A 22,839-nucleotide genomic window follows, 5' to 3' on the forward strand; every position below is an offset into this window, starting at 1 on the left:
CGTCGGGCTCAGCGACCGATGCGGTAGTACATCTCGGGGAGTGGGACGAGTCGGCCGACGGACGGGGACGTATCGTCCGGGTTGTTGCGCCGGATCCAGAGAGCTCGGTTCACGTTCAGAAAGACACCGATCGCGTGGGGTTCGTGGATTTTCCAGTCGACCCCGATCGGGGCTCGGAATACAAGAGCCCAGCCGGTGCGTTGATTCGGAGGTCCACCGGATCGGACGAGCCAGGCTCCGGCGCCTACGACCGGTTTTGCCGCTGCTGCTCCGAAGTACCGCTTGAGCACCGTGGAGAAGCTGACGTCCTTGAAGCGCCAGGTGCCAAGCGCGAAATCGAGACTGGAGGAGTTCCGGAACAACTCGACATTGAGCGCGATCGTGCTGCTCCCTCCGATGGATATCCCGAACCGCACCCCGTCGCCGACGTCCGGGCCCGGCGTCTGAGCCAGTACAGGGGTGGTCACGAGGGACAGCGCGAGCACCAGTGCGGCAGCGGTTCTCTTCAAAGCAAATCAGCGGAGTGGAGTAGCGGGGACGGGGGCGAGACACCCGCCTTCCGATCACGTCAGGGTCGCCGGAGTATAGGCACGGTCCGACGACGGGTCCACGGAGGTCGTGTCGGGCTGTTTGTCGGATCGGTGGGTATGGTGGCGCTGGCCGCCGGGTGCGCCGCACCGGACGCGCCTGACGCTCTTGAACTTACGCTTCCAGCAACGGCCATGGCGCTGCTTGTACCGGATTCCGTTCGAACTGTTGAACTTCATTCCGGAGTCACGTACCGGTACCTCTGGTCACCTGAGGGGCCGTGGGCAATCCACGTCGTTCAAGCGGATTTGCGTGCGCGATGTGATCTGGAGTTGGGGGTGCTCCGCCCGGACGTGCGGCAGCGTGGCGGCAACGGCCACGCGACCGTGAGCGACATGGTGCTGAGGGTGAGTGATCGAGTGTTGGTGGCGGTGAACGCGGACTTCTTCACCCCCGAAGGCACGACCCTCGGTGCAGAGGTTGTCGGTGGAGATGTTCAGTATGCCGCCGAGAGACCGACTGTGGCGTGGCGACTTGGTCTCGATCCGTGGATAGGGCCAGCCAGCATCGATGCCGCGGGCCTGCATCTGGGTTGGCTGGTGGGTGCCGTAGCGGGGGACGGAGTGACCGAGGCGGTGGGCGGATTCCCTGACCTGATCGATAGGGGAGAGATAGTGGGCGATCTGGAGGTCGGACGGCGGCCAGCCTTCGCGGCGGTGCGGCACCCGCGGACGGGTGTTGGATTCGACAGCCGTTCTGGTCAGTTCTGGATCGTGGTTGTCGACGGGCGTCAGATGCCCCACTCAGCCGGGATGTCACTTCCGGAGTTCGCGGCGTTATTCGACGCGTTGGGCGCCGATGAGGCGCTCAACCTGGACGGAGGTGGTTCCTCAGCCATGGTCGTTGGACAAGGCCTGGTCAACCGACCGTCTGATGCCACAGGTGAGCGCGCCGTGGTCAACGCACTGGCCTTGACTCAGAATCCGCACGGCTGTGCCGCAGGCCAAGCACGCCCCTAGAGGTTGGTCAGCGGCCCCAGGTGATGCCCAGTCCGACGCGGTAGGTACGCGTTGGGCCTGGTTCGAAGTACCGACTGCCAAACGCGTTGGGGACCACCGACGAGTTGTACGTCGCGTCGAGCATGTTCGCGACCCCGATGAACGGAGCCAGGTTGAATTGACCAAGAACCAGCCCGTACAGGCCGACGCGGGCATCGGTGATGAAGTAGGCCGGAGAGTAGGCTGAGCCGTCATCGCGCACGACCAAGCCGTCCTGCCACAGACCCCGGAGCTCGATGAACCCGACCCCGCGGTCGAAGAGCAGCACAGCATCGAATCTCTGTGGGGCGAGTCCTGGAATGTTGTTGCCGGAGAAGACGGCGTCGTCGGTTTCATAGAACTCGTACGTCGCGTCGATGTTGGTGTAAGCAACTCGTAGTTTGAGATCCTGTAAGAGACTCGCGTCCGCTGCGATCTCCCACCCGAAGTGCTTCGCCCGCGCGGCATTCCGGTAGTAAGTGCGACCCGGGTCGCTCGGTACGTCGAATGGAACCAGCCCGTCCTTGATTTTCGTCTGAAAGATCGACCCCTCTAAGGAGACGCGGTTCGCGACGACGGTGCGTACCCCACCTTCGACCGTGACACCCGACTGTGGCTCGAGGCCGGGATTAAAGCCGCCGGCCCCTGACGGCTGATTCGCGAGCTCCGTCGTGGTGGGAGTCTCGAAGGACCGTCCGATCGACCCAAAGATCTCTGCTTCGTCGGCGACGGCGATGACAACACCCACGGAGGGGCTGAGTGCGCCCATGGAGCGCTTGCCCGAGTCGTCAGGGTCTCCGTCAACCAGATTGTCGTCGACACTGAAGTTGATGTTGTCGTAACGCAGTCCCGTCAGAATTGAGACATTCGAGCCAGCGTCGAGACGTGCTTGCACGAAGATCCCCGAGCCACGAACACGCTCATTCTGATCCAGTCGGAGGTCGGCGAAATCTGGCTGACCGGCATCGTTACCGTAGTTCAACCGGTCGTCGTTCTGCATTTCCGCTTCGAAGCCCGCTCCCCAACCGAAGGAAGCTCGGTCTCCAAGCGGCATCGCGCCCTGGAAAAGGCTCCGAATTCCTCCGGCGCTTCGACTTAGGTCGATCACGCGGCCAGGAATAGGATTGTAGAGGTCGCGCGTGATGCCCCATGTCGCGAATTCAGCAGTCGTGGACTCGCCGAGATTCCCAGTCCAGGAGGCGCCGAGCTGTCCCTGGGTCACCTCCTTGATCGCGCCGCTGCGCACGTTGAAGCCCCAAGCCGAACGCTGCCCTTCTTCCAGGGTCCTCTGGGGCAGAGAACCAGGGTTCTCCGCGTCCAGGCTCATCCCGTTCCCGACCACGCGGAGTGTACCGTTTCCGACAGGGAAGCTCACCGTGGCATTGAGCGTGGATCGACTCGCCGCCCCATAGGCGGTGCCATCGTCTGCGACGGGATCACGGCGGAATCCGTCGTAGTTCATGTTGGTGTAGCCGACTCGATAGCCGGCGTTTCCGGCGGTGCCAGTCGCGTTGCCCTCGATGCTGAGCATTCCGAAGTCACCTGCCGTGGTACGGAGGCTGACCGAAGCGGGCACCAAGGCCGGGTCGGTCGTGCGGAAGTGGAGTACGCCCCCTGCGGCGTTTCCATACAATGCGGCGTTGGGGCCCCGCAGAACCTCAACCCGCCCGAGTCCCGCGAGATCCAGGTGGTCCAGAGTGGCCTGACCGTCGGGGAGAGTCGCCGGGATCCCATCCACCAGAACTCGTACGCCACGGACGCCGAATTGTGAGCGGGCGCCGAAGCCACGTATCGCGATGCGCTCACCCACCGCAAAGTTGAAGCGGTTGTGAATCTGCACGCCGGGGACCGCTCGGAGTGCCTCTTCGATGAACGAGGACGCCGTGCCGCGCGTCAGTTCTGGACCGGCCACGACCGAAACGGGATAGGGAGCCTTTGTGCCAATCGTGCTGCCTAGCACCCGCACGAGAATCGGCTCGATCGCGACGACGGAATCGGGATCCTGGGCTTCGACGCCTGGTCCGAGTGAACCAAGAATCAGCAGGACGGAAGCTGCTACCACTGGACAGGAACGAATCACGCGCCCTCCACCTCACCAGAAAAGTACGAACGGGACCTCGATGGGACCGGCACATGATAGCCCGCGGTGAAGGGGTCGCCTATCCCCGCCGGGACGAGTGCACCCCCCTCTTTTGTGGATCCGTGCTTCTGGGCCTTGAAGAGCGGCCCGTCTCCCGAAGGCTGGCTCCTCTCGCTAGACTTGGCGCATGATCCCGGATCAGCACGGGGGCGTTCACCCCGATGACCTTTCGCGACGACGAACCGCTGTGCTCGAGCGCCTCGGAGGGGGTGCGATGGTCCTCGCCTCTGCGCCCATCCAGTTCGCATCCCGTGACACGGAGAGGCTCTACGTCGCCGACCGGGAACTCTTCTATGTGGCCGGTCTGACCGAACCGGAAACGGTCGCGGTGCTGGTCGGGGGCTCTGAGCCACGTCTGGTCATCTTCGCTCGCCCGCGCGACGCTGATGCTGAACTCTGGTCGGGTGTGCGCCTTGGGGTCGAGGCGGCCGTCGAACAGGCGGGTGCCGACCAAGGTTATCCCGTTTCGGAACTTGCGGCGGAGCTCCCTGCCTTGTTGGCGGGTGCCGATCGGATCCACTACCGGCTCGGGCGAGAAGATCTCGTGTCCTCACTGGTTACTGGCGCCCTCACGACCGCGCGCGCCGGTGGCGCGAGGCAAGGGACAGGTCCGCGTGGGTTGATCGATCCGGGGGAGATTCTCGATGAACTCCGGTTGATCAAGGACGACCGCGAGCTGTCAGCGCTCCGAGCCGCGTGCCATGTGACGGCCCACGGACACCGTGCGGGAGCGTCGCGGATCCAGTCTGGGGTTGGCGAATGGGTAATCGAAGCAGCGATCAACGGCGCCTTTCGAGAATCCGGAGCGACCAGGCCGGGCTTCGACACGATCGTCGGCGGCGGACAGAACGGATGCGTGCTGCACTACGTGAGCAATGACATGCGCATCCCCGAGGACGGACTCGTCCTAGTCGACGCCGGCGCAGAAGTCGCCCACTACCATGGGGACATCACAAGGACTTGGCCGGCCTCAGGGCGTTTCACAGATGTGCAACGCGACGTCTATGAACTGGTGGACGCAGCCAAACGAGCCGGAGTGGAAGCGTCGACGCCTGGGAACACCATTATGGGTGTGCACGCGGCGGCGACCGCCGTGCTCGTGGCGGGCCTGGTTGATCTAGGTGTGTTGAAAGGGGCGCCTGAAACCCTGATCGAAACCGGCGCGCACAAACCGTTCTTCCCCCACCAGACGTCACACTGGCTCGGCCTCGACGTCCATGATCCGGGGGACTACCAGAGGGCGGGGAAGCCACGAGAACTCGTGCCGGGGATGGTCTTCACTGTGGAGCCAGGACTCTATTTTCGCCCTGAGCTTTGTTCAGGGCGTGCCTCTCGCTTCGCTGGGATCGGTGTGCGGATTGAGGACGACGTAGCGATCACACCAAATGGTTGCGAGGTGCTTACTGCTGACATTCCCACCGCAGCTGATGAAGTCCAGGGAATGGTCGGCGGATGAATCTGCTTCTCGAAGCGCTGACAAAGCCGGGACCCTTGGTCACCGTTGAACTGCGACCGCCACGATCTGATTTGGCACCGGAAGCGGGTATGTCGGCCTGGATCGACCTCCATCACTCGCTCGGACGACTCGCGAAGCAGGAATTGTTCGTCTTTCTCACGGACAACGCTGTTGGGGCCGCAGAGGAGGAGAACCTCGTGCACGTCGGGGGGAATGTCGGAGACTCCGTCGACTTGAGGCGCATCGTCCCGATTTTGACCTGCAAGCACAGCCGTGACTATTGTGAGACCTTCGCCGCACGCGCGGGCGCGGACGGCTTCGAGTCGCTGACGGTTCTTGGGGGAGATGTGTCGGTCCCACCCCCTCGCTGTGTCCCCCACGGGCGGGATCTTCGTGAGATTCTTGGAGAGCGCATGCCCGAGATGGCACTGGGCGGGTGGGTGAATCCTCACCGAGACACGGCCCAGCAGGTGGGTTTCCTAGAGTCGCCCGATGCCTGTGCTAGCTTCGCGCTGAGTCAGGTCGTTTCCCACCACTCTCTGGACAGGGTGTCGAAATTTCTCGAGACGCACGCTTCGACTGGCTCGACAAAGCCCGTTGTGTTTGGTGTGTTCTACTATCGCTCGGCAAACCCGAAGACACTCGACATCCTTTCGCACTTCTTTCCTGTGCCGGTTGAGGAGATCTCCGAGGAGTTCGCCGCGGGCAGCTCAGCGGAGGAGATCTGCGCGCGATCGATCCGTGAGTTGCGGGCAATTGGTGCGGAAAAGATCTACGTCAGCAACCTGGGGGAGCGTGGAGTTGGGCGTCGCCTTCGCTCCATTCTGGAACTCGTCTGACCCCAGGTCAGGCAGAGTCAGAACAGCTCTTCACCTGACGGTCAGGCAGTAGATCGAAGTCCGCTCTCGCGGAGCACGCGAAGAGCGATTCCAACGCGCCGGTGGGGTGCGGTCAGATGGAATCCCTGAACGAGCGGTCGAATCGCATCGATGGTTTCGAGAGCGATTTGCACGCCCTCTTCGGTCGCAGCGTCCGGGCCGGATTCCTGGGCTCGCCTCATACGTTCGACGATCTCCGGGGGCACCTGTACACCGGGCATTTCGTTGGCGAGGAACTCGGCACTCCGCAGGCTCTGAAGCGGCCAGATGCCGGCCAGGACAGGGATGACTGAGTCCGTTTGATCGAGGAAGCTCCGCAATCCGTCGACATTAAACACTGGCTGGGTTATCGCGAAGTCTGCCCCAGCCTCCACTTTGTATCGGAAGCGCGAGATCTCTCGCTCTTGATCCACGACTCCCTGATTCAGTGCAACGCCCTGGACGAACTCGGTCGGTGGCCCGATGGAGTTGTTCCCTGGATCCACCCCCCGGTTCAACCCGTGCAAGACGTTCGTCAGCCCGATCGAGTCGATATCGAAGACGGCGGTCGCATCCGGGTAGGGACCCATCGGCGGAGGATCTCCCGAGACCACGAGCACGTTTCTCAGTCCGCAAGCCGCGGCGCCTAGGAGGTCCGAGATCATGCTGAGCATGTTCTTGTCGCGACACGTGTAGTGCACGATGGGCTCGATCCCGACCTCGCGTTCGATGATTAGGGATGCGGCGAGGGCTCCCATCCGGCTACCACTTCGTGGGCTCTCGACGATACTTACCGCGTCGACCCCGGCCACTTTGAGCTCTCGGGCGGGCTCCGTAAGTGCCGAGGCGTCCCAACTATGGGGCGGAATGATTTCGACTGAGGCAACGCTGAGGCCACGGGCCAGTTTGCGTCCCCAGGCAGATCGAGCTTCCAGTGGGATCGGGTCAGAAAGTGTGGGTTGTTCGACCACCGTAGCCGCTACAGACACCGATACGTGCCGTGGCTGCAGCACCTCAACAGCTTCGCGCATTTTGCGTGTGTGGTCCGGCGTCGTTCCGCAACATCCACCCACGAAGCTCACGCCGACGTCGATCATGCGACTCGCGTACTGCCCCATGTACTCGGGGCTTGCGAGGTACATCTTCCGATCTCGGACGGTCCTAGGTAGCCCTGCGTTGGGCTGCGCAGAGAGTGGCAGTGAGGTTGCCTCGCTCATGTCCTCGATCGCATCGAGCATGACCGCAGGACCGACCGAGCAATTGAGCCCGATCACGTGGGCACCAGCGGCTTCCAGTCCCGCGGCTACATGGGCTGCGTCACTTCCATACGCTGTCTTGCCGTCCTGCCCCAATGTCATCTGCGCAAAGATCGGGAGGTCGCAGCAAGCCCGAACTGCTTCAATGGCACACCCGATCTCGCTCATGTCGGAGAACGTCTCGAGCACGAACCCTTGCACCCCGCCTTCCAGCAAGCCTGACACTTGTCGCCGAAAAAAATGGGTCGCTTCGGCCAGAGAGGTCGGGCCCCACGGTTCGATCCGGATCCCCAGAGGACCGATCGCGCCCGCGACCACGGCCTGACCCGATGCGGCTGTCTTCGCAAGCTCCGCCGCGACGCGATTCAGTTCCTCCGTGCGATCCTCCAGCCCGTAGGAGGACAGCTTCACCGGATTCGCGCCGAACGTATTGGTCTCCAGCACTTCGGCACCCGCCGCGACATATTCTGCGTGAATACTGCTAACCAGTTGCGGCCGGCTGAGGTTCAACTCGTCGTAGCAGACATTCACGAAGACGCCGCGGCTGTATAGAAGCGTGCCCATGGCGCCGTCGAAGACGTGGACTCGCCCGTCGTGGATAAGATCCTTCATGGGGCGGTTCCGGGCTCGTAACCGAGATTGGGCTGCAGCCAGCTTTCGGCTTCCTTGAGAGTCCATCCCTTTCTTCGGGCGTAGTCTTCGACTTGGTCACGGCCGACCCGTCCGATCCCGAAGTACCTCGACTCGGGATGAGAAAAGTACCAACCGCTTACAGAAGCGCCCGGTGTCATCGCAAAGCTTTCGGTCAGTGCGACGCCAATGGTGGCCTCCACGTCGAGGAGTTTGAACAGTGTGAGCTTCTCCGTGTGGTCAGGGCACGCGGGGTACCCCGGGGCCGGGCGGATGCCCGAGTAGCGTTCAGCCACCAGGGCATCGTTGTCGAATGCTCCGGAAGCAGCGTAGCCCCACATGTCGGTTCGCACGTATTCGTGCAGATATTCTGCGAATGCCTCGGCAAGGCGATCAGCAAGCGCCTTGACCATGATCGACGAGTAGTCGTCGTGCTCCGCCTCGAAGGCGCGGGCCATACGCTCGGGTGCGTCCCCTGCGGTGACCACGAACGCACCCAGCCAGTCCGCCCGTCCCGAATCGGCTGGGGCCACGAAGTCAGAGAGAGCCACGTTGTCTCGGTCACCCTTCCCGAACTGTTGTCGGAGCCCATGAATGACGGACGAGTCGGCGGAGACCGATTGACCGAGGCCTACCCGGATGTCGTCTCCTTCGGCTTGCGCAGGGAAAAGGCCGACGATCCCTACTGGTGATACTCCACCATCGGCGATCATGCGGGCCAACATCGCTTCGGCGTCTACCAACAGCGCGCGAGCCTGTTCGCCGACCGTCTCGTCCTGTAGGATCGCCGGGTATTTGCCGTGGAGTTCCCACGCCGTGAAGAACGGGGTCCAGTCGATGTAGGGGCGCAGAGTGTCGACGGTGACGTCCTCGATGACGCGTACACCCGGGGACGCCGGCGTGGGCGGCTCGTAGGATGCCCAGTCGAGCTTCAGGGCTCTCCGTCGTGCTTCGTCGAGGGGCAGGAGCTGGCTCTTTGCGCCGCGTTCGGCACGGCGCGCGCGCAACTCCGAGTAGTCTGCCCGAGTCGCTGCGAGGAAGTCGGGACGACGGGCATCGTCCAGAAGTGTGGCCACTACACCGACCGCACGGGAGGCATCGTGCACGTGGACGACGGGGCCGTCGTACTTGTCTTCGATCTTGACCGCTGTGTGTGCTTTCGAGGTCGTCGCTCCTCCGATGAGGAGAGGCGTGTCGAAGCCCGTTCGCTTCATCTCACTTGCCACGTGAACCATCTGGCCGAGCGACGGCGTGATCAGGCCGGAGAGTCCGATCACATCCACTTTCTCAGCACGGGCGACTTCGAGGATCTTCTCCGCAGGGACCATTACGCCGAGGTCCAGCACCTCGTAGCCGTTACACTGCAGAACCACACCAACGATGTTCTTCCCGATGTCGTGAACGTCACCTTTCACGGTAGCCATCAGGATCTTGCCTTTCCCTTTGTTGTCCGTCTTTTCCGCGTCGAGATAGGGAACGAGCCACGCCACGGCCTTTTTCATGACCCGGGCACTTTTCACGACTTGTGGCAGGAACATGCGTCCGCTCCCGAAGCGATCGCCGACAACGTTCATGCCGTCCATGAGAGGACCCTCGATGACGTCGAGCGCGCGTGGAAGTGCGATGCGCGCTGCCTCCGCATCCTCGTTGACGTACTGGTCGATCCCATTCACGAGTGCGTGAATGATGCGCTCTCGGACCGGAAGTTCCCGCCAAGAGAGATCCTCAAGAATTCGATGTTCTGTCGTGCCCGTACGCTCCTGAGCGATATCCGTGAGCACGTCGGTGGCGTTGCTGGTGCGGGCGAAGATCACGTCTTCGACCGGCTTCAGAAGGTCGTCCGGAATGTCATCGTAGGCGGACAGTGCTCCCGCGTTCACGATGCCCATGTCGAGGCCCGCCTCGATGGCATGATAGAGAAAGGCCGCGTGCATGGCTTCGCGAACCTCGGGGCTTCCTCGGAACGAGAACGATACGTTGCTGACTCCGCCGCTCGTCAGTGCGCCTGGGCACGTTTCTTTGATCCGGCGAACCGCTTCGATGAACCAGATTGCGTACTGCTCGTGTTCCTCGATTCCTGTGGCGACGGCGAAGATGTTCGCGTCGAAGATCACGTCCTCGGGAGGGAATCCCTCCTCATTCACGAGGATGTCGTACGCCCGAGAGCAGATCGTGACCTTCCGCTCCAAGGTGTCAGCCTGGCCGGCCTCGTCGAACGCCATGACGACAGCGGCCGCCCCAAATCGCCTCACGAGCCGAGCCCGTTCTCGGAATTCTTCCTCCCCGTCCTTCATGGAGATCGAGTTGACCACGCCCTTGCCCTGCAGGGTCTTCAGGCCCGCCTCGATAACGGCCCAGTCAGACGAGTCGACCATGACTGGGATGCGCGCGATGTCTGGTTCCGAACCCAGGAGGTTGAGAAAACGGCTCATCGCGGCCACCGCGTCGAGCAGGCCTTCATCCATGTTCACGTCAAGAATCTGAGCGCCGCTCTGCACCTGCTGAAGTGCGACCTCCACCGCGGTCTCGTATTGATCGTCACGGATAAGTCGCGCGAACCTTCGTGATCCGGTGACGTTCGTGCGCTCTCCGACATTCACGAAAAGAGACTCGGGCCCGATGGTCAGCGGTTCCAGTCCGGAGAGGCGAGTGCGTGTCGGCAGCTCTGGCATCGGCCTCGGTGCAATGTCGGCGACAGCATCGGCGATCGCTCGGATATGATCCGGCGTGGTGCCACAACAGCCGCCGACGATGTTGAGGAATCCTGCCGTGGCGAAATCCGCCGTGATCTGCGCCATGTGTTCGGGCGTGTCATCGTACTCTCCGAACTCGTTCGGCAGGCCCGCGTTCGGATAGCAGCTTACAGGCACAGTGGCGGCGTCGGAAAGCTCCTCGAGGAAGGGGCGCAACTGGTCGATACCGAGCGCGCAGTTAAGACCGACCGATAGCAGGCCGCGCCGCTTACCGGGGCCGGGCTGCACACCGTGCGAGACTGAATTCCACATCGCCTCGGGCGTTTGGCCCGAGAGGGTCCGGCCACTCTGATCGGTAATCGTGCCCGAGATCATCACCGGGACATCGTCTTCGAAACCTTCAAGGACATTGGATACTGCGAAGAGCGCGGCTTTCGCATTCAGGGTATCGAATGCGGTCTCGATAAGAAGCACATCTACTCCTCCAGACAGCAGGCCCCGAGTCTGCTCCGAGTACGCCAGTACTAGGTCGTCGAAGGTGACGCCCCGGGCGCCGGGGTCACCGACATCGGGGGAGATCGAGGCCGATCGGGTCGTGGGCCCAAGCGCCCCTGCAACCCAGGCGGTACGCCCGGGATTGCGGTCTTCAAAACGATCGACGGCCGCCCGCGCGACTCGGGCCGCGGCTTCGTTCAACTCCTCAGCAATGTCGTCCAGACCGTAATCGCGGAGTGAAACACGGTTCGCGCTGAAGGTGTTCGTCTCGACAAAATCGGCTCCCGCGTCGAGGTATTGCTCATGGATGTCGCGGATCATTTCCGGCCGCGTCATGCACAACAGATCGTTCGCGCCGAACAGCGGGATCTCGTTGTCGGCGAACCGGGCACCCCGGAAATCCTCTTCGGTGGGTTCATGACGCTGGATCATGGTACCCATCGCGCCATCGATGATCAGGATGCGCTCCGTGAGAGCCTCGTCGAGGAGCCTAGTGCGCTCGGTTCGCGGGAGGTGGCCGGCCGTCGTCATCGGTTGTCTCTCCAATGCAAAGCCCCTCGCAGAATACACGATGGGGCCCAGCTTTTTAGCTTGTTTGCCGCCAGACTCCGATGAGCCTGTCGTGCGGGCCGCAATACGCTTCAAATCGCCCCTGCATGATTGTACCTCAAGCTAATGTCACCCCATCGGCTCATCCAGTATGCGAACTTGATCATGAAGATGTTGTCCGGAATGATCCTGAAGAATTAGTCTGTATTTTTGCGAAATCCCAGGCCTCATAGCTTGCCGGCGTGGCCTAGATGATGAGTGGTCAAGCGGAGCATCGCCCCGATATGGTATCGTCGGATCTAGGCGTTTCACCGCCACCCACCTTGTTCGACGTACACTCGAATCGGTTGGTTGCGATGACGTCTGTCTCTACGTTCCTGGCCGTTGGCCGGTTTCGACTGGTTCCCTTGGTTTTTTACGGTCCCATTCATGGTTCGTTGGCTTCCACGTCCTCGTCTTGATCGCGCCTTTTACAAGGCACATGGCCTTGGGAACGACTACCTAGTCTTCGAAGAGGGTGATGACTGGGACGCCTCGCCTGAGAATGTGCGTGCGGTGTGCGACCGCTTCTCGGGAGTCGGATCTGACGGGATCGTTGTGCTGGCTGATCCGGGGCAACCGAGGCGTTCCCAGGTATCTGTGGAACTCCGGATGTTCAATCCTGACGGTGGAGAATTTGAGCGAAGTGGCAACGGCCTTCGCATACTCGGGTCCTACCTTGCCCGATCGATCGAAGGGCTCAGGAACATTGATGTCCGTGTCGGCGGCGAGGAGGTGCACATGATCGTTCATGGGCGCGCTGGTGCCGTGCATGACCTCTCGGTGGAGATGGGGATCGCCCGCACTGGGCCACCGGCCGTCGACCTGAATGTCGGCGCGATCTCGCGGACAGATGGCATGCGGATTTTTCTCCCCGGGCCGGCAAGAGAGTCACTTGAGATCGTTCCTGTTTCGATCGGAAATCCTCACCTTGTCGTTGTCGGTGTCGATGGTAAGAGTACAGGGATGACCGAGTTCCAACTCGCGCGCCTTGGCCCTTTTTTGGCTGGACATGCGGCCCTGGAAAACGGGGCCAATGTTCAGCTCGCGGTACCCGACGGACTCTCTGAGTGCCGAGCCTTGATCTGGGAGCGCGGGGTCGGGCGCACCGCTGCCTCGGGTACGAGTGCATGTGCGGTTGCCGTCGCGATGGTTTCCTCAGGCCAGTTATCGCCCTGTGAAATCGCGGTTGCGATGCCCGGGGGCAGTCTGTCCGTCACCGTCAGCTCCGACCTCGATGTTGTCCTGCGTGGGCCGGTCGAGGAGGTGTGTGAAGGGCAAATCAGCACACGGCGTCTGGCCGAGATGACGCGTTGTGCAGGCCAGGACTGTGCCTAGGTTCGCACCCGAGCCATGAAGAACAGCCCTGCGATCGCGAAAATCGTATTGGGCAGCCAGGCCGCAGTTAGTGGGGCCAGGGCGCCTGCTTCTCCTAGGGCGCCCGTCACCCGCAGCAGCATCATGAAAACCAGCACTGTGGCCAGGGATAGACCAATTCCGTAGGCCGCGCCACCGCGCTTGGCGCTGGTCGCTAGGGGCGCGCCAAAGAGGATGATCACGAGTGTGGTGAACGGTATCGAGATCTTCTGCTCTCGTTTCACCAACAGCTCGTTGGCGTTTCCACCGGTGCGCTGGATGATGTCGGCGAAGCGGTCGATCTCCGCATACGTCATCTCGTCTGGCTCTGGCGGGACCTCAAGCAATTCGTCCGGCTTTTCCAGGATTGCTGGAATCACCATCCGGTCGAACTCAAAGGTGGTTACCGAACTGTCGGTCGGGAATGTCCGGAGGTAGCCCTGAGCAAGCGTCCACCCACCGCCTTCGTCATACCGAGCGGCCTGGGCCGAAACATGCATGGGGCCGTCAGAGTTGCCGGGGCCTCGCTCCATGATGAGGCCTGTCACACGCCCGTCTGAGGCCGTGAGGCGGTCGACCTGCCATGTAACGCCGGCTTCTGACTCGTATACGAAGTCAGAACGCCAGGATCGACCCGGGGTCTCCGATCGCAGGATCTGCGCCGAAATTCGGTTGGCTCGTGGCACAAGTTCAGACAGCCCCAGGGCCGCTCCGGTCAGGAGAACCCCGATGAGAAGCAGGGGCAGTGAGAGCCGATGAAATGAGATCCCACCTGCTTTCGCAGCCACGATTTCGTGATGCGTCGTCATGCCGTGAATCGTGAACACTGTCGCTAGCAGGGCAGCGACGGGAAACGACCACTGGATGAACAGCGGAAGCTGGTAGAGATACGACTGCGCTACCTCAGCGCCTGAGAGTCCCCGGTCGATGTAGTCGTCGAGGTTCTCCGCGATGTCTCCGATTATAAAGAGTGGTGGTGAGGCTGCGAGCACCATCAAGAAGAGCTTGAGGAAGGTGCTGACGACCAGCCGGTCCAGGATCCTGAACATCAGCTTGCCCCCTCGCCCGACCGGTTCGACCCGAAGAATCCCGCGATCGTATCTCCGATCCCACCGCCGCGACTGGTGCCCGCGGAATGCCCCATGCGGGCCAGCAGGAAGAGTGCCGCCACAAAGAAGACCACATTCCCGAGCCACATTGATATGGCTGGGTCTGCGATGCGCCGGTCGGCGAGCGATTCGCCGCCCAGAAGCCCTACCCAGTAAACGAAGAAGATCACGGCCGACGCCACCACAACGAAACCAACTCCCGCCGTCGGGAATCGGAGAGCGAGCGGCGGTCCGATCAGGACGAATACCAGACACGCGATCGCGATCGCCCACTTCTTGTGGATCTCTACACGGAAGCGATTGATTGATTGCTCGAGTGCGGCCGCACGGGCTGCGCGCGCGCGGGTCCCCGCGACGACCTGCTGAGTCAACGCGTCCCGGGAGAGGTAGGTGCCGCGGGTGCCGACGATGTCTCTCCTCCGGGCCTCACCCGTCCAGGCCGTATCAGCGGCTATGGGCTGGTTGAGCGCGACGCGCACCGACTGCATCGAGAGTTCCCGGCTCTCCGTGCGGATCGTGTCCAGTTGGGCTAAGCGGTTCCGTACGTTTTCGCGGAGCAGCGCAAAGCCCATTTCGCGATCCGAACGGTCGGAACCGCCGAGCCGACGCTCAAGCTCGTTCCCCACGTTACGAAGAGGAATAATCTGCTTTTCGAAGTACAGGCGTTGGAAGCCGCCGTCGACCTGTACCTCATGCACAACGCCGTCGTAGAGGGTGAGGTAGAGATCAGTCCGCTCATCGTTGAACGCCATTTCACCCGATGCAGCATAAGTGGTGTTTTGACGCTCCGGATCGTTCGAATTAAAGATCCGAACGTTTTCCATTTCGTTGGCCTTGTGATCAATTCGGTCGGCGGTCAAGAAGAATCGATCGATTCCGTTACCTGTCCTAAGTTCGTTGACGACCTGCTCACGCAATTCGAGCGTCGGACTCTTGCGGCCAATGTCGAGTAGAAGATTTTTTAATGCGTGATTCGATTCAGGCAGGATGGTGTCATTGAAAAACAGCATGATGAGCGTCGCGATGATGCCGAGGCCGACCACGGGTGTCATGATACGTGCAGGTCGTACACCTCCAGCGGACATCGCGGTTAGCTCATTGGACGAGGCCATCTCGCTAAATGCATACAGGACCGCGACGAGAACGGACATCGGGAGGGACAGCGCGATCGTATGAGGTAAGGACAAGTAGAGAAACTCACCGATCACACTCCAGGGGAGGCCCTTGCCAACCAAGGAATCCACGCGCTGCGCGAGCGCATTCACAAAGATCAATCCCGTGATCGCGGTCAGCGAAAAGAGAAAAGGGCCGAGGTGGGCCCTGATCAGGTATCTGGCTAGAACACCTATACGCATCGCAGCGGTTCTCGTTTCCTCTTGGGTGGACATGCGTCCGGCTTGATTCCGCGACTCGTTACACTGCTTGTGGCCCTTGTGGTCCCCTTAATTGCGAGGGATACAGACGTGCGTCCGGGCGCCACCCGCAGCGGCGTGGAATCGACGGACTCCCGAGGCCTGGGGCCAGCCCCCAGGCCGGCGATCTCGGACACCATCCTGCGGCCTGATCTGACACTGCCGAGCGGTGCGGTTCGGGCAGGGCTCACCGCCTCGGCGGATGAGCCACACGTGACGCTTGGCATGCGCCGGATTCGGGTCGGACCAGGGGGGCTGGGGCAACCGCGGACGGTGCCGGTCGGGACTGCGTCGACGATCGGCCCACTTCCTAGGATTACTCTAGAGCCGATCGATCAAATCGTCCTCAGAGGAAACGTTCGAAATCTGGGCCTGTCGGGTGCCGATCTTTTCTTGCCCCCGGCGCCGCGGTCGAGGGTTCTCCAAGTTCCGGAGGATACCGACGGCCGCTTCGTCACCGATTACGCAGACCTGGCGTTGAATGTCCGCAGTCGCATGGAACTCGGTGGCGCTTGGAGTCGCTTCGAACCGTGCGACGCGACGTTCGGAGTGGGTTGTAACCCGTCGCTCATTCCACAACTGAGTCCGGACGTGCAGTTCGGGGTCCAAGTGAACGGATCCATTCTGGACCGGGTCTTCGTGGATGTCGATTTTGATCAGGCACGGGAGTTCGATGCCGCGAACCGGATCAACTTTTTCTATCAGGGCGGTGAAGATGACGTGCTCCGAAGGCTCGAAGTTGGTGACGTCACTTTTCGTCTCCCTCAATCCCGATTCCTGACCGAAGGGATCCCAGCAGGGAACTTTGGATTTCAGGCTGAGGGTCAGGTGGGCGCCGTCGATTTTCAGACCGTCTGGGCTCAGCAACGTGGCGATCTCAATTCGCGCGTATTCCAGCTTTCCGGCCTGGGTGACCAACGTGGCTTCGTCCAGGAAGACACGCTGGTTCTAGACGACGCGGACTACGTACAGGGTCAGTTCTTTTTCCTGGTGGATCCAACGCAGATCGATCTTTATCCGCACGTCGATGCACTTCAGTTGGATCCGGCGTCAGCGCCGGCCAGAATCACACCGGGTGACCAGCCGCTGCAGCTTTACCGCTTCGAGGACGATCCTGTCTTTCGTCAGCAGGTCGAAGGCTTCATCCAGGCCGATGCGGTCGCTGATGACGGGGTTACCGAGGTCCGCGAGTCCGGCTGGTTCCGGTATCTCCAGGAAGGAGTCGACTATTCCGTGCACTCCAGTGGACTGTGGGTCGCACTCCGACAGCCACTGAGCCGAGAGGAGATGCTGGCGGTCACGTATATAACGGCGGTGGGCGACACGATCGGCGACTACAACCCCGAATTGATCTACAACCAGGGAGGCCGGCCTGAACTGAGGCTTCTCAAGGCTTCTGGCGCGAATCATCAGCCTGGCAGGCCGACGTGGGAGCGAGAGATGCACCAGATCTACCGCGTCTCGGGGTCACCGGATGTCGAGGCTGGATCCGTCGACCTTTCGGTGTCGCTTGGAGAGCTATCCGCCGGTCGCACGTTCAAACGCAGGCCGAACGGGTCGGACATCACGTTCCTCCGGCTCTTCGGACTCGATGAGGAAGCGCCGACAGATCGCATCGATCCATCGTTCGTGTACTCACCCGGCCAGGATTTCTTCCAGGATCAGCCACCCGTACAGGGGACGTTCATCGTATTCCCGACGCTTCGGCCGTTTGTCGAGCCGCCGCCCGTCCCGGCGCTCAGCCTCAACGAGTTCGTGGCTGGACAGATTCTGGGCGATGACGCGAACGTCGGGATCTACGAGCAGGAGGACCCTTTCGAGCGGAGGAACGCTGGTCGCTTCCGACTGACCCTTTCGTACCGAATCCGTTCTCAAGGGGTCATCTCATCGTTCTCCCTCGGCGCCTTCGGAATCCGTGACGGGAGTGAGCGGATATTGCTCGACGATCGCGCGCTCACGCGTGGGATCGACTATGAGATCGACTACGATGTGGGCCAAGTGCGTCTCCTGGAACCTGAAATACTGTTCGCATCAGCGCCCAATGCGTCTGTTCGGGCCACTTGGGAGCAGCGTTCTCTTTTTCAGGTTACGCCGACGCAGGTGTTTGGCTTCAAGACCCATGTGGACCTCGGCTCGAAGGGCGGCATGGACCTTCTCGGGCTCTACCGTTCTGAGAGGTCGGTTGCCAATCGGCCGATCCTTGGGACCGAGCCAGGCGCGGCACTCCTTGGTGGACTCAATGGTCGGTACGACACCTCGGTCAGCTGGGCGGACCGGGTGCTGGAGTCGATTCCAGGTCTGAATGTCGCAGGGGTTTCCACGTTCTCCACGAACGGAGAAATCGCTCTGTCGGTACCGAATCCGAACACGCTTGGGCAGAGCTTCGTCGACGACTTCGACGGTGCTGCGGAACTCCCGATCGCTCTCCGGGCACCGAACTGGATCCTCGGCAGCGCACCGGAGTTTAGAGACGGCGCCGAGTTGGTGCTGCCAGACGTGGTCGACGAATCAACAGCCGGTTCACTGGTCTGGCAGCACACCTGGGTACTACGGTCGCCTTCGGGGGACAGTCTCGGGGTGCACGAAGGTCTATTCCCCCGTGCGGACATCGACAACCAGATCAGAGTCGCGGGGTCCGAGGTGCGTGAGTCTGGCCTCCTTCTCTCCCTCGGCTCTAGTCTGTCAGGTGCTCCCCCTGGCTGGCGATCGGTCACGACACCGCTATCGACGAACGGCTTGGATCTTACGAAGACCGAATTTCTGGAGTTCTACGCGGCGGGCGGTCAGAGCCTCTCCCTTGTCATCGATCTCGGAATAGTCAGCGAAGACGCGTTTTTCGTCGATGATCAGGGAAACACCGCGGGCACGCGGTCCGACGGGAGGCCATGGGGACTCGGTATGCTCGATCAGGAAGCAGACCCACGCCTTGGGGAGATCTGGAGTGATGCCCGAGATCAGGTCGGGGTGTGGGACAAGTCGTGTCTGGCCGAGCGCGGCAGGATCTATCCGATCGGTGATCCGAGCGCGGTATGCACCAGGGGCAACGGCCGTCCCGACACGGAGGACGTCGATTCCGACGGGAATCTCGACACAGCGGAGCGACACCTGCGGTACGTCGTGGAGCTGAGCGGCAGCTCGCCGTTTCTCGAGCGCACCACCCAGGAGACTGGGACGGGCTTCCAACTTTACCGGGTGCCGATCCGTGGTTCGGGTGCGGTCGAGGTCGGCGGCGCGATCTCTGATGCCGACCTCCGTGCCGTTCGGCACCTCCGCATAACGGTGTCGGGAGCCGGCGGTGAGGTACAGCTCGCGCGGATGCGTTTGGTCGGCTCACGGTGGATCAAACGGGCGGGCGGGGGCGTGCTCGATGGGATCATCGGCGACACGCTTTCTATTGGCGGCCGGCTCGAGGTCTCCACGGTCTCGGTCGTTACGGAGGGAAGCGACTATGTCTCGCCTCCCGGAGTACTCGAGGAGATGGCCGACCCGACGCAGGCTTTCATCGGGCAGGGAATCGAATTCAATGAAAAGTCGTTGGGGCTCGTATTCGAGGACGTGCCCGATCAAGGTCGGGCTGAGGTCTATTTTCGCTTTCCACAGCGCCCGAGGGATTTTCTGTCGTATCGTGAGGCCCGCCTTTGGGCGGTCGCCCGCTCAGGGGATTTCGGCACGACCCGCGGCAATCGATTCTTCTTCAAGGTCGGGAGTGACTCCGAGAATTTCTATCTCTTCCGGACCGCTCTGAGCCCTCCTGTGTCGGGCGGATTGACGTCGGCCGACTGGCTTCCGGAGGTCGTAATCGATTTCACCCAATGGCTGGACCTGAGACGTCGGGCAGAGGAATTGCTGTCGACGGCGCCCCCGGCGCCCGGCGATCCTCCGGTCCAGGTCTGGTCGACTGACTCGACGTATGCGGTCGTTCTGGGCGATCGTGGTCGGGCGCCGAACCTGGCAGCGGTGCGGGAGCTCTCCATGGGCGTCTGGAACGAGAGTGGTCTCCCCTCTACCGGCGAGATCTGGATCGATGAACTTCGCCTTGGCCGCCCCGTTCGGGACCCAGGCTTCGCAGGTTCCTTCAACGCTGAATTCGACGCTGCCGGCGTCCTCGTGACCCGCCTGAACTTCACGGATCGCGGTGCGTTCTTCAGACAACTTGGGGATCGGGCGACCTACCAGAACGACCGCACGCTGAACCTCTCGTCAGCGCTGGCTATCGATCGCTGGCTGCCGAGTGGTTGGGGATTGGACATCCCGGTCACCTTCGATCTGGCAAAATCCAGTCAGGCTCCGGTCCTCCTCGCGAATTCCGACGTTCGTGCCGATCAGATTGCAAGTCTGCGCAATACGGAAGCTAATCAGACTCGCGTCGGCATTTCCTTGCGGAAAAGGACGCAGACCGCGAATCCCGTCCTCAGCTTCCTCTTGGACGGCCTCGACGCGCGAGCCTCTATGAGCAGCGTAGATGGTTCGACGGTCACGACAGAGAACGAGTCGACCACGTTAGATGCGGGGGTGGGGTGGTTCCGGGAGCCGGAGACCAAGGACTTCGGGATCGTCCCGGGTTTTGCCCAGGACGTGGTTCGTGCCGTATTGCCGGGATTTCTCGAGGACAAGATCGCAGACTCTCGTCTCCGGCTGACGCCTGTGCGTCTTTCGTTGGGGACGTCCTATTTCCAGCAACGCAGTGAGGTCTTCCGTTACGAAGAGATCGTAGTCCGCCCGGACGACGCACTCGCGATCGCGACGTTTGCCCCGCGCGAGTTGCTACAGTTTGCTGCAGACATGCGCCTGCGTCCGCTCGAGCCACTCACTGCCGACTTCACCTTCCTCTCGGTGCGTGATCTTCTCGAGCCGGTGAAGGCCAGCGCGGATATGGATGTGCAGGAGCTGATTGAGGCGGAGCGAGCTCGGCTCGCGGGCCTCGATCTCGGCTGGGAGACGAATCGGACGCTACGTACTGACTTCGTCTACCGCCCCTCCATCGTATCCTGGCTCAGGAGTGACATCGACTGGTCTACGGTCTATCAAAGCGATCGGAATACGAACTTTGTCGAGCGCAAGACCGCGGGGGCTGACACGACCACGGTGCTCGCCCGAAATGCCCGCGGCCAGCGCGATTGGGGGGCTACGACCGGCGTGAATCCGTCTGCACTGGCAGTCGCCTGGTTCGGGGAGGCGTCCGATGGTGACGATCTAGCGGTCGCACAATTGCGTTCGATCGTCTCCGCCGTCCGTCCAATTACGGTGACGTATCGTGACGGGATCACGTCGCGGTTCAATCGTGCCCCGGTTGATCCACGTTTCGATTATCAGTTGGGCTGGGGCGATTTCGACACCTATCGGTTCATTGATGCGGACACTGCTGCCTCCCTCACTGATCGATCCAGCTGGCGGATCGCGTCGGGAGTGACACTGCCCGGAGGTGCCGGTATTCAGGTCGGGTACATGGAGAGCGACGCGGAGACGATCGACACACGGAGTGACCGTCGGACGGTTCAGAGAAATTGGCCCGACGTTCAGGCGACGCTCCCAACGCTCCGGCTGCCGAGCTACACTGGGATCCAGGCGATCAACCTCTCGACCGGTGTTGTGAAGACCAAGAGAGAAATCGAGTTCGGAGGCCGGGCGCTACAGCGGCGCTTTGACTCGGACACGCAGGTTCCACTGGACGTGTCCATCCAATGGTGGCGGACGTTGGTAACGACCTACCGTGGCGCCTATCGCAACGGGACTGGCGTTGATCCGACCGGTGACACGGAACGAGAACAGGTGAGCCACCGTGTTTCACTCAATACGCAGCTTCTCCCTCCAGTCGCGATCGCCCGTCGCCTGGATCGACCGATCAGCCTGTCGCTCATCGGCGCCTACCGGTCAGATTTGAATTGCCGCGTCACGGTCACTGGAGACGATTGCGTCGCGTTCATTGACCTGGTTACGAAGACGGCGAGCATGTCCATGAACACGAGCGTTGGGGGCTTTGAGTTTGGCATTCAGTTGAGCTATGACGACCGCCAGTCCTTCGTGGGGCAGCAAACGGGGTCCACGCAGTTCCAGGTCGGAATCTTCGGTCAGCTCGATTTCGCCGCAGGGGGCCTGCCGATCGGGGGCAGATAGAAAGCTAGTTCATACGTGCATGGGAGAGCCCAGGGTGACCTGTCATCCTTGCCCATGCATGATGCCGAAGCTAGGTCGCAGAAACGCGCGGAAAGGAGGTCGTTCACTCCTTTCTGATATTTGTCCTGAGCGTCAAAGAAGCCACGGATGGTAGCAGGGCGTGCATACGGAATTCCCGACGGGGTCTGGGACAGCTCTCGAAGGATCGTCTTACGTGGTGACATGCGGTTCGGTGTTTCTGTGGGACGTTACAGGGTGCTATTTCTTGAATGGTCCTGCGGCACTGAGAGTTGCGAAGTGTCATCACTGGACGGAGCCTCCCGGCTTCGCGAGGATGGTGCGGTTACCGTCTACCGGAGCTTGGTGTGCCTGAAGATCTCTTGACCCCGTTGTTGCTTGTGGGCGCTGGCCTGATCGCCGGTACGATCAATTCGATCGCCGGGGGCGGGTCTCTTCTGACTCTGCCGCTGCTCATCTTCCTGGGTTTGCCCCCAACGATGGCGAATGCGACGAATCGCATCGCGATCTTCATCGGTGGAGTGGGCGCGACGGGCAGTTTCCACAAACGAGGACTGATCCCGACCGAGTGGGTGAAGTTTGCGCTTCCTCCGGCCTTGGTGGGTGTTGCGCTCGGGACCTGGGGTGCCATGACGATCGGCGACGTCGCCTTCGAACGGGTGCTCGCGGGTGTCCTTGTCATGGCGGCCGCTTGGATGATCTGGCACCCGGTGAAGTTTCCAACGGGAACCGAGATCCTAGCACCCGCCCCAGAGAAGAGATGGATCCGTCGCGGGGCGTTCTTCTTGTTTGGCTGCTACGGTGGCTTCATCCAAGCAGGGATCGGATTCATGTTTCTGGCGCTCCTTTCAGCCAATGGATTGGACCTGGTTCGTGGCAACGCTGTGAAGGTGCCGCTGATCCTAGCTTTCACGGCCCTGGCGATCCCGATCTTTGCCTACGCCGGGCTGCTCGACTGGACCGCGGGACTGACCCTGGCCGCCGGCCAATTCTTCGGTGCCAAGCTGGGAGTTCACCTTCAGGTTCTGAAGGGACAGGCATGGGTGCGGAAGGTACTGACCGTGGCGATCGTCGCTTTCGCGATCAAGCTCGTTCTCGGCTGACTTCGTCTTCGCCCGGGCTGTAATAGCGACGCCCCGGCCCGCCGCAC

Annotated in this window: 12 protein-coding genes; 6 read left to right on the forward strand and 6 right to left on the reverse strand. The window is 61.6% G+C overall.

Translation table 11 applies throughout. The annotated features are described in order from the left end of the window. Window positions 1–8: 8 nt before the first annotated feature. Complete coding sequence (locus tag OSA81_10920; protein MDE0899521.1) at window positions 9–509, reverse strand: hypothetical protein; 501 nt, start codon at window positions 507–509, stop codon at window positions 9–11. 138 nt (window positions 510–647) lie between these two features. Here OSA81_10920 and OSA81_10925 point away from each other — a divergent pair, with 138 nt between their 5' ends. Continuing rightward, entirely contained in the window at window positions 648–1,547 is a 900-nt protein-coding gene (locus OSA81_10925; protein ID MDE0899522.1) for a phosphodiester glycosidase family protein, read from the forward strand. Window positions 1,548–1,554: 7 nt separating this feature from the next. Here OSA81_10925 and OSA81_10930 read toward each other — a convergent pair whose 3' ends face one another. Next, the gene (locus OSA81_10930; GenBank protein MDE0899523.1) at window positions 1,555–3,645 is read right to left on the reverse strand and encodes a TonB-dependent receptor; all 2,091 of its coding nucleotides are present in this window, start codon (window positions 3,643–3,645) and stop codon (window positions 1,555–1,557) included. Between the two features lie 187 nt (window positions 3,646–3,832). Here OSA81_10930 and OSA81_10935 point away from each other — a divergent pair, with 187 nt between their 5' ends. Together OSA81_10935 and OSA81_10940 are read left to right on the forward strand one after the other, a co-directional pair. After that, entirely contained in the window at window positions 3,833–5,161 is a 1,329-nt protein-coding gene (locus OSA81_10935) for an aminopeptidase P N-terminal domain-containing protein (GenBank protein ID MDE0899524.1), read from the forward strand. Beyond that, the gene (locus tag OSA81_10940; protein ID MDE0899525.1) at window positions 5,158–6,000 is read left to right on the forward strand and encodes a hypothetical protein; all 843 of its coding nucleotides are present in this window, start codon (window positions 5,158–5,160) and stop codon (window positions 5,998–6,000) included. Before OSA81_10935 ends, OSA81_10940 begins: the two co-directional genes overlap by 4 nt. A 41-nt stretch (window positions 6,001–6,041) precedes the next feature. Here OSA81_10940 and OSA81_10945 read toward each other — a convergent pair whose 3' ends face one another. Together OSA81_10945 and metH are read right to left on the reverse strand one after the other, a co-directional pair. Further along, complete coding sequence (locus OSA81_10945; protein ID MDE0899526.1) at window positions 6,042–7,886, reverse strand: bifunctional homocysteine S-methyltransferase/methylenetetrahydrofolate reductase; 1,845 nt, start codon at window positions 7,884–7,886, stop codon at window positions 6,042–6,044. Continuing rightward, window positions 7,883–11,623, reverse strand: coding sequence for a methionine synthase (gene metH, locus OSA81_10950; protein ID MDE0899527.1), 3,741 nt, complete (start codon window positions 11,621–11,623; stop codon window positions 7,883–7,885). The genes OSA81_10945 and metH overlap by 4 nt, the downstream gene beginning before the upstream one ends. Window positions 11,624–12,070: 447 nt before the next feature. Between metH and dapF the strand changes: the two genes are divergently transcribed. Then, on the forward strand, window positions 12,071–13,018 hold the full coding sequence (gene dapF, locus OSA81_10955; protein ID MDE0899528.1) for a diaminopimelate epimerase: 948 nt from the start codon (window positions 12,071–12,073) through the stop codon (window positions 13,016–13,018). On the opposite strand, the gene OSA81_10960 is transcribed toward dapF, so the two are convergent. Next, window positions 13,015–14,085, reverse strand: a complete 1,071-nt coding sequence (locus OSA81_10960; protein ID MDE0899529.1) for an LptF/LptG family permease — start codon at window positions 14,083–14,085, stop codon at window positions 13,015–13,017. The genes dapF and OSA81_10960 overlap by 4 nt on opposite strands. Continuing rightward, on the reverse strand, window positions 14,085–15,500 hold the full coding sequence (locus OSA81_10965) for an LptF/LptG family permease (GenBank protein ID MDE0899530.1): 1,416 nt from the start codon (window positions 15,498–15,500) through the stop codon (window positions 14,085–14,087). Before OSA81_10965 ends, OSA81_10960 begins: the two co-directional genes overlap by 1 nt. 42 nt (window positions 15,501–15,542) lie before the next feature. Between OSA81_10965 and OSA81_10970 the strand changes: the two genes are divergently transcribed. Together OSA81_10970 and OSA81_10975 are read left to right on the forward strand one after the other, a co-directional pair. Then, complete coding sequence (locus OSA81_10970; GenBank protein MDE0899531.1) at window positions 15,543–21,671, forward strand: hypothetical protein; 6,129 nt, start codon at window positions 15,543–15,545, stop codon at window positions 21,669–21,671. Between the two features lie 365 nt (window positions 21,672–22,036). Continuing rightward, window positions 22,037–22,792 (forward strand): sulfite exporter TauE/SafE family protein, encoded by a 756-nt coding sequence (locus OSA81_10975; GenBank protein ID MDE0899532.1) that lies wholly within the window; start codon window positions 22,037–22,039, stop codon window positions 22,790–22,792. Window positions 22,793–22,839 lie beyond the last annotated feature (47 nt).

The organism is Longimicrobiales bacterium (assembly GCA_028823235.1).
GTDB lineage: Bacteria > Gemmatimonadota > Gemmatimonadetes > Longimicrobiales > Gaopeijiaceae > UBA2589.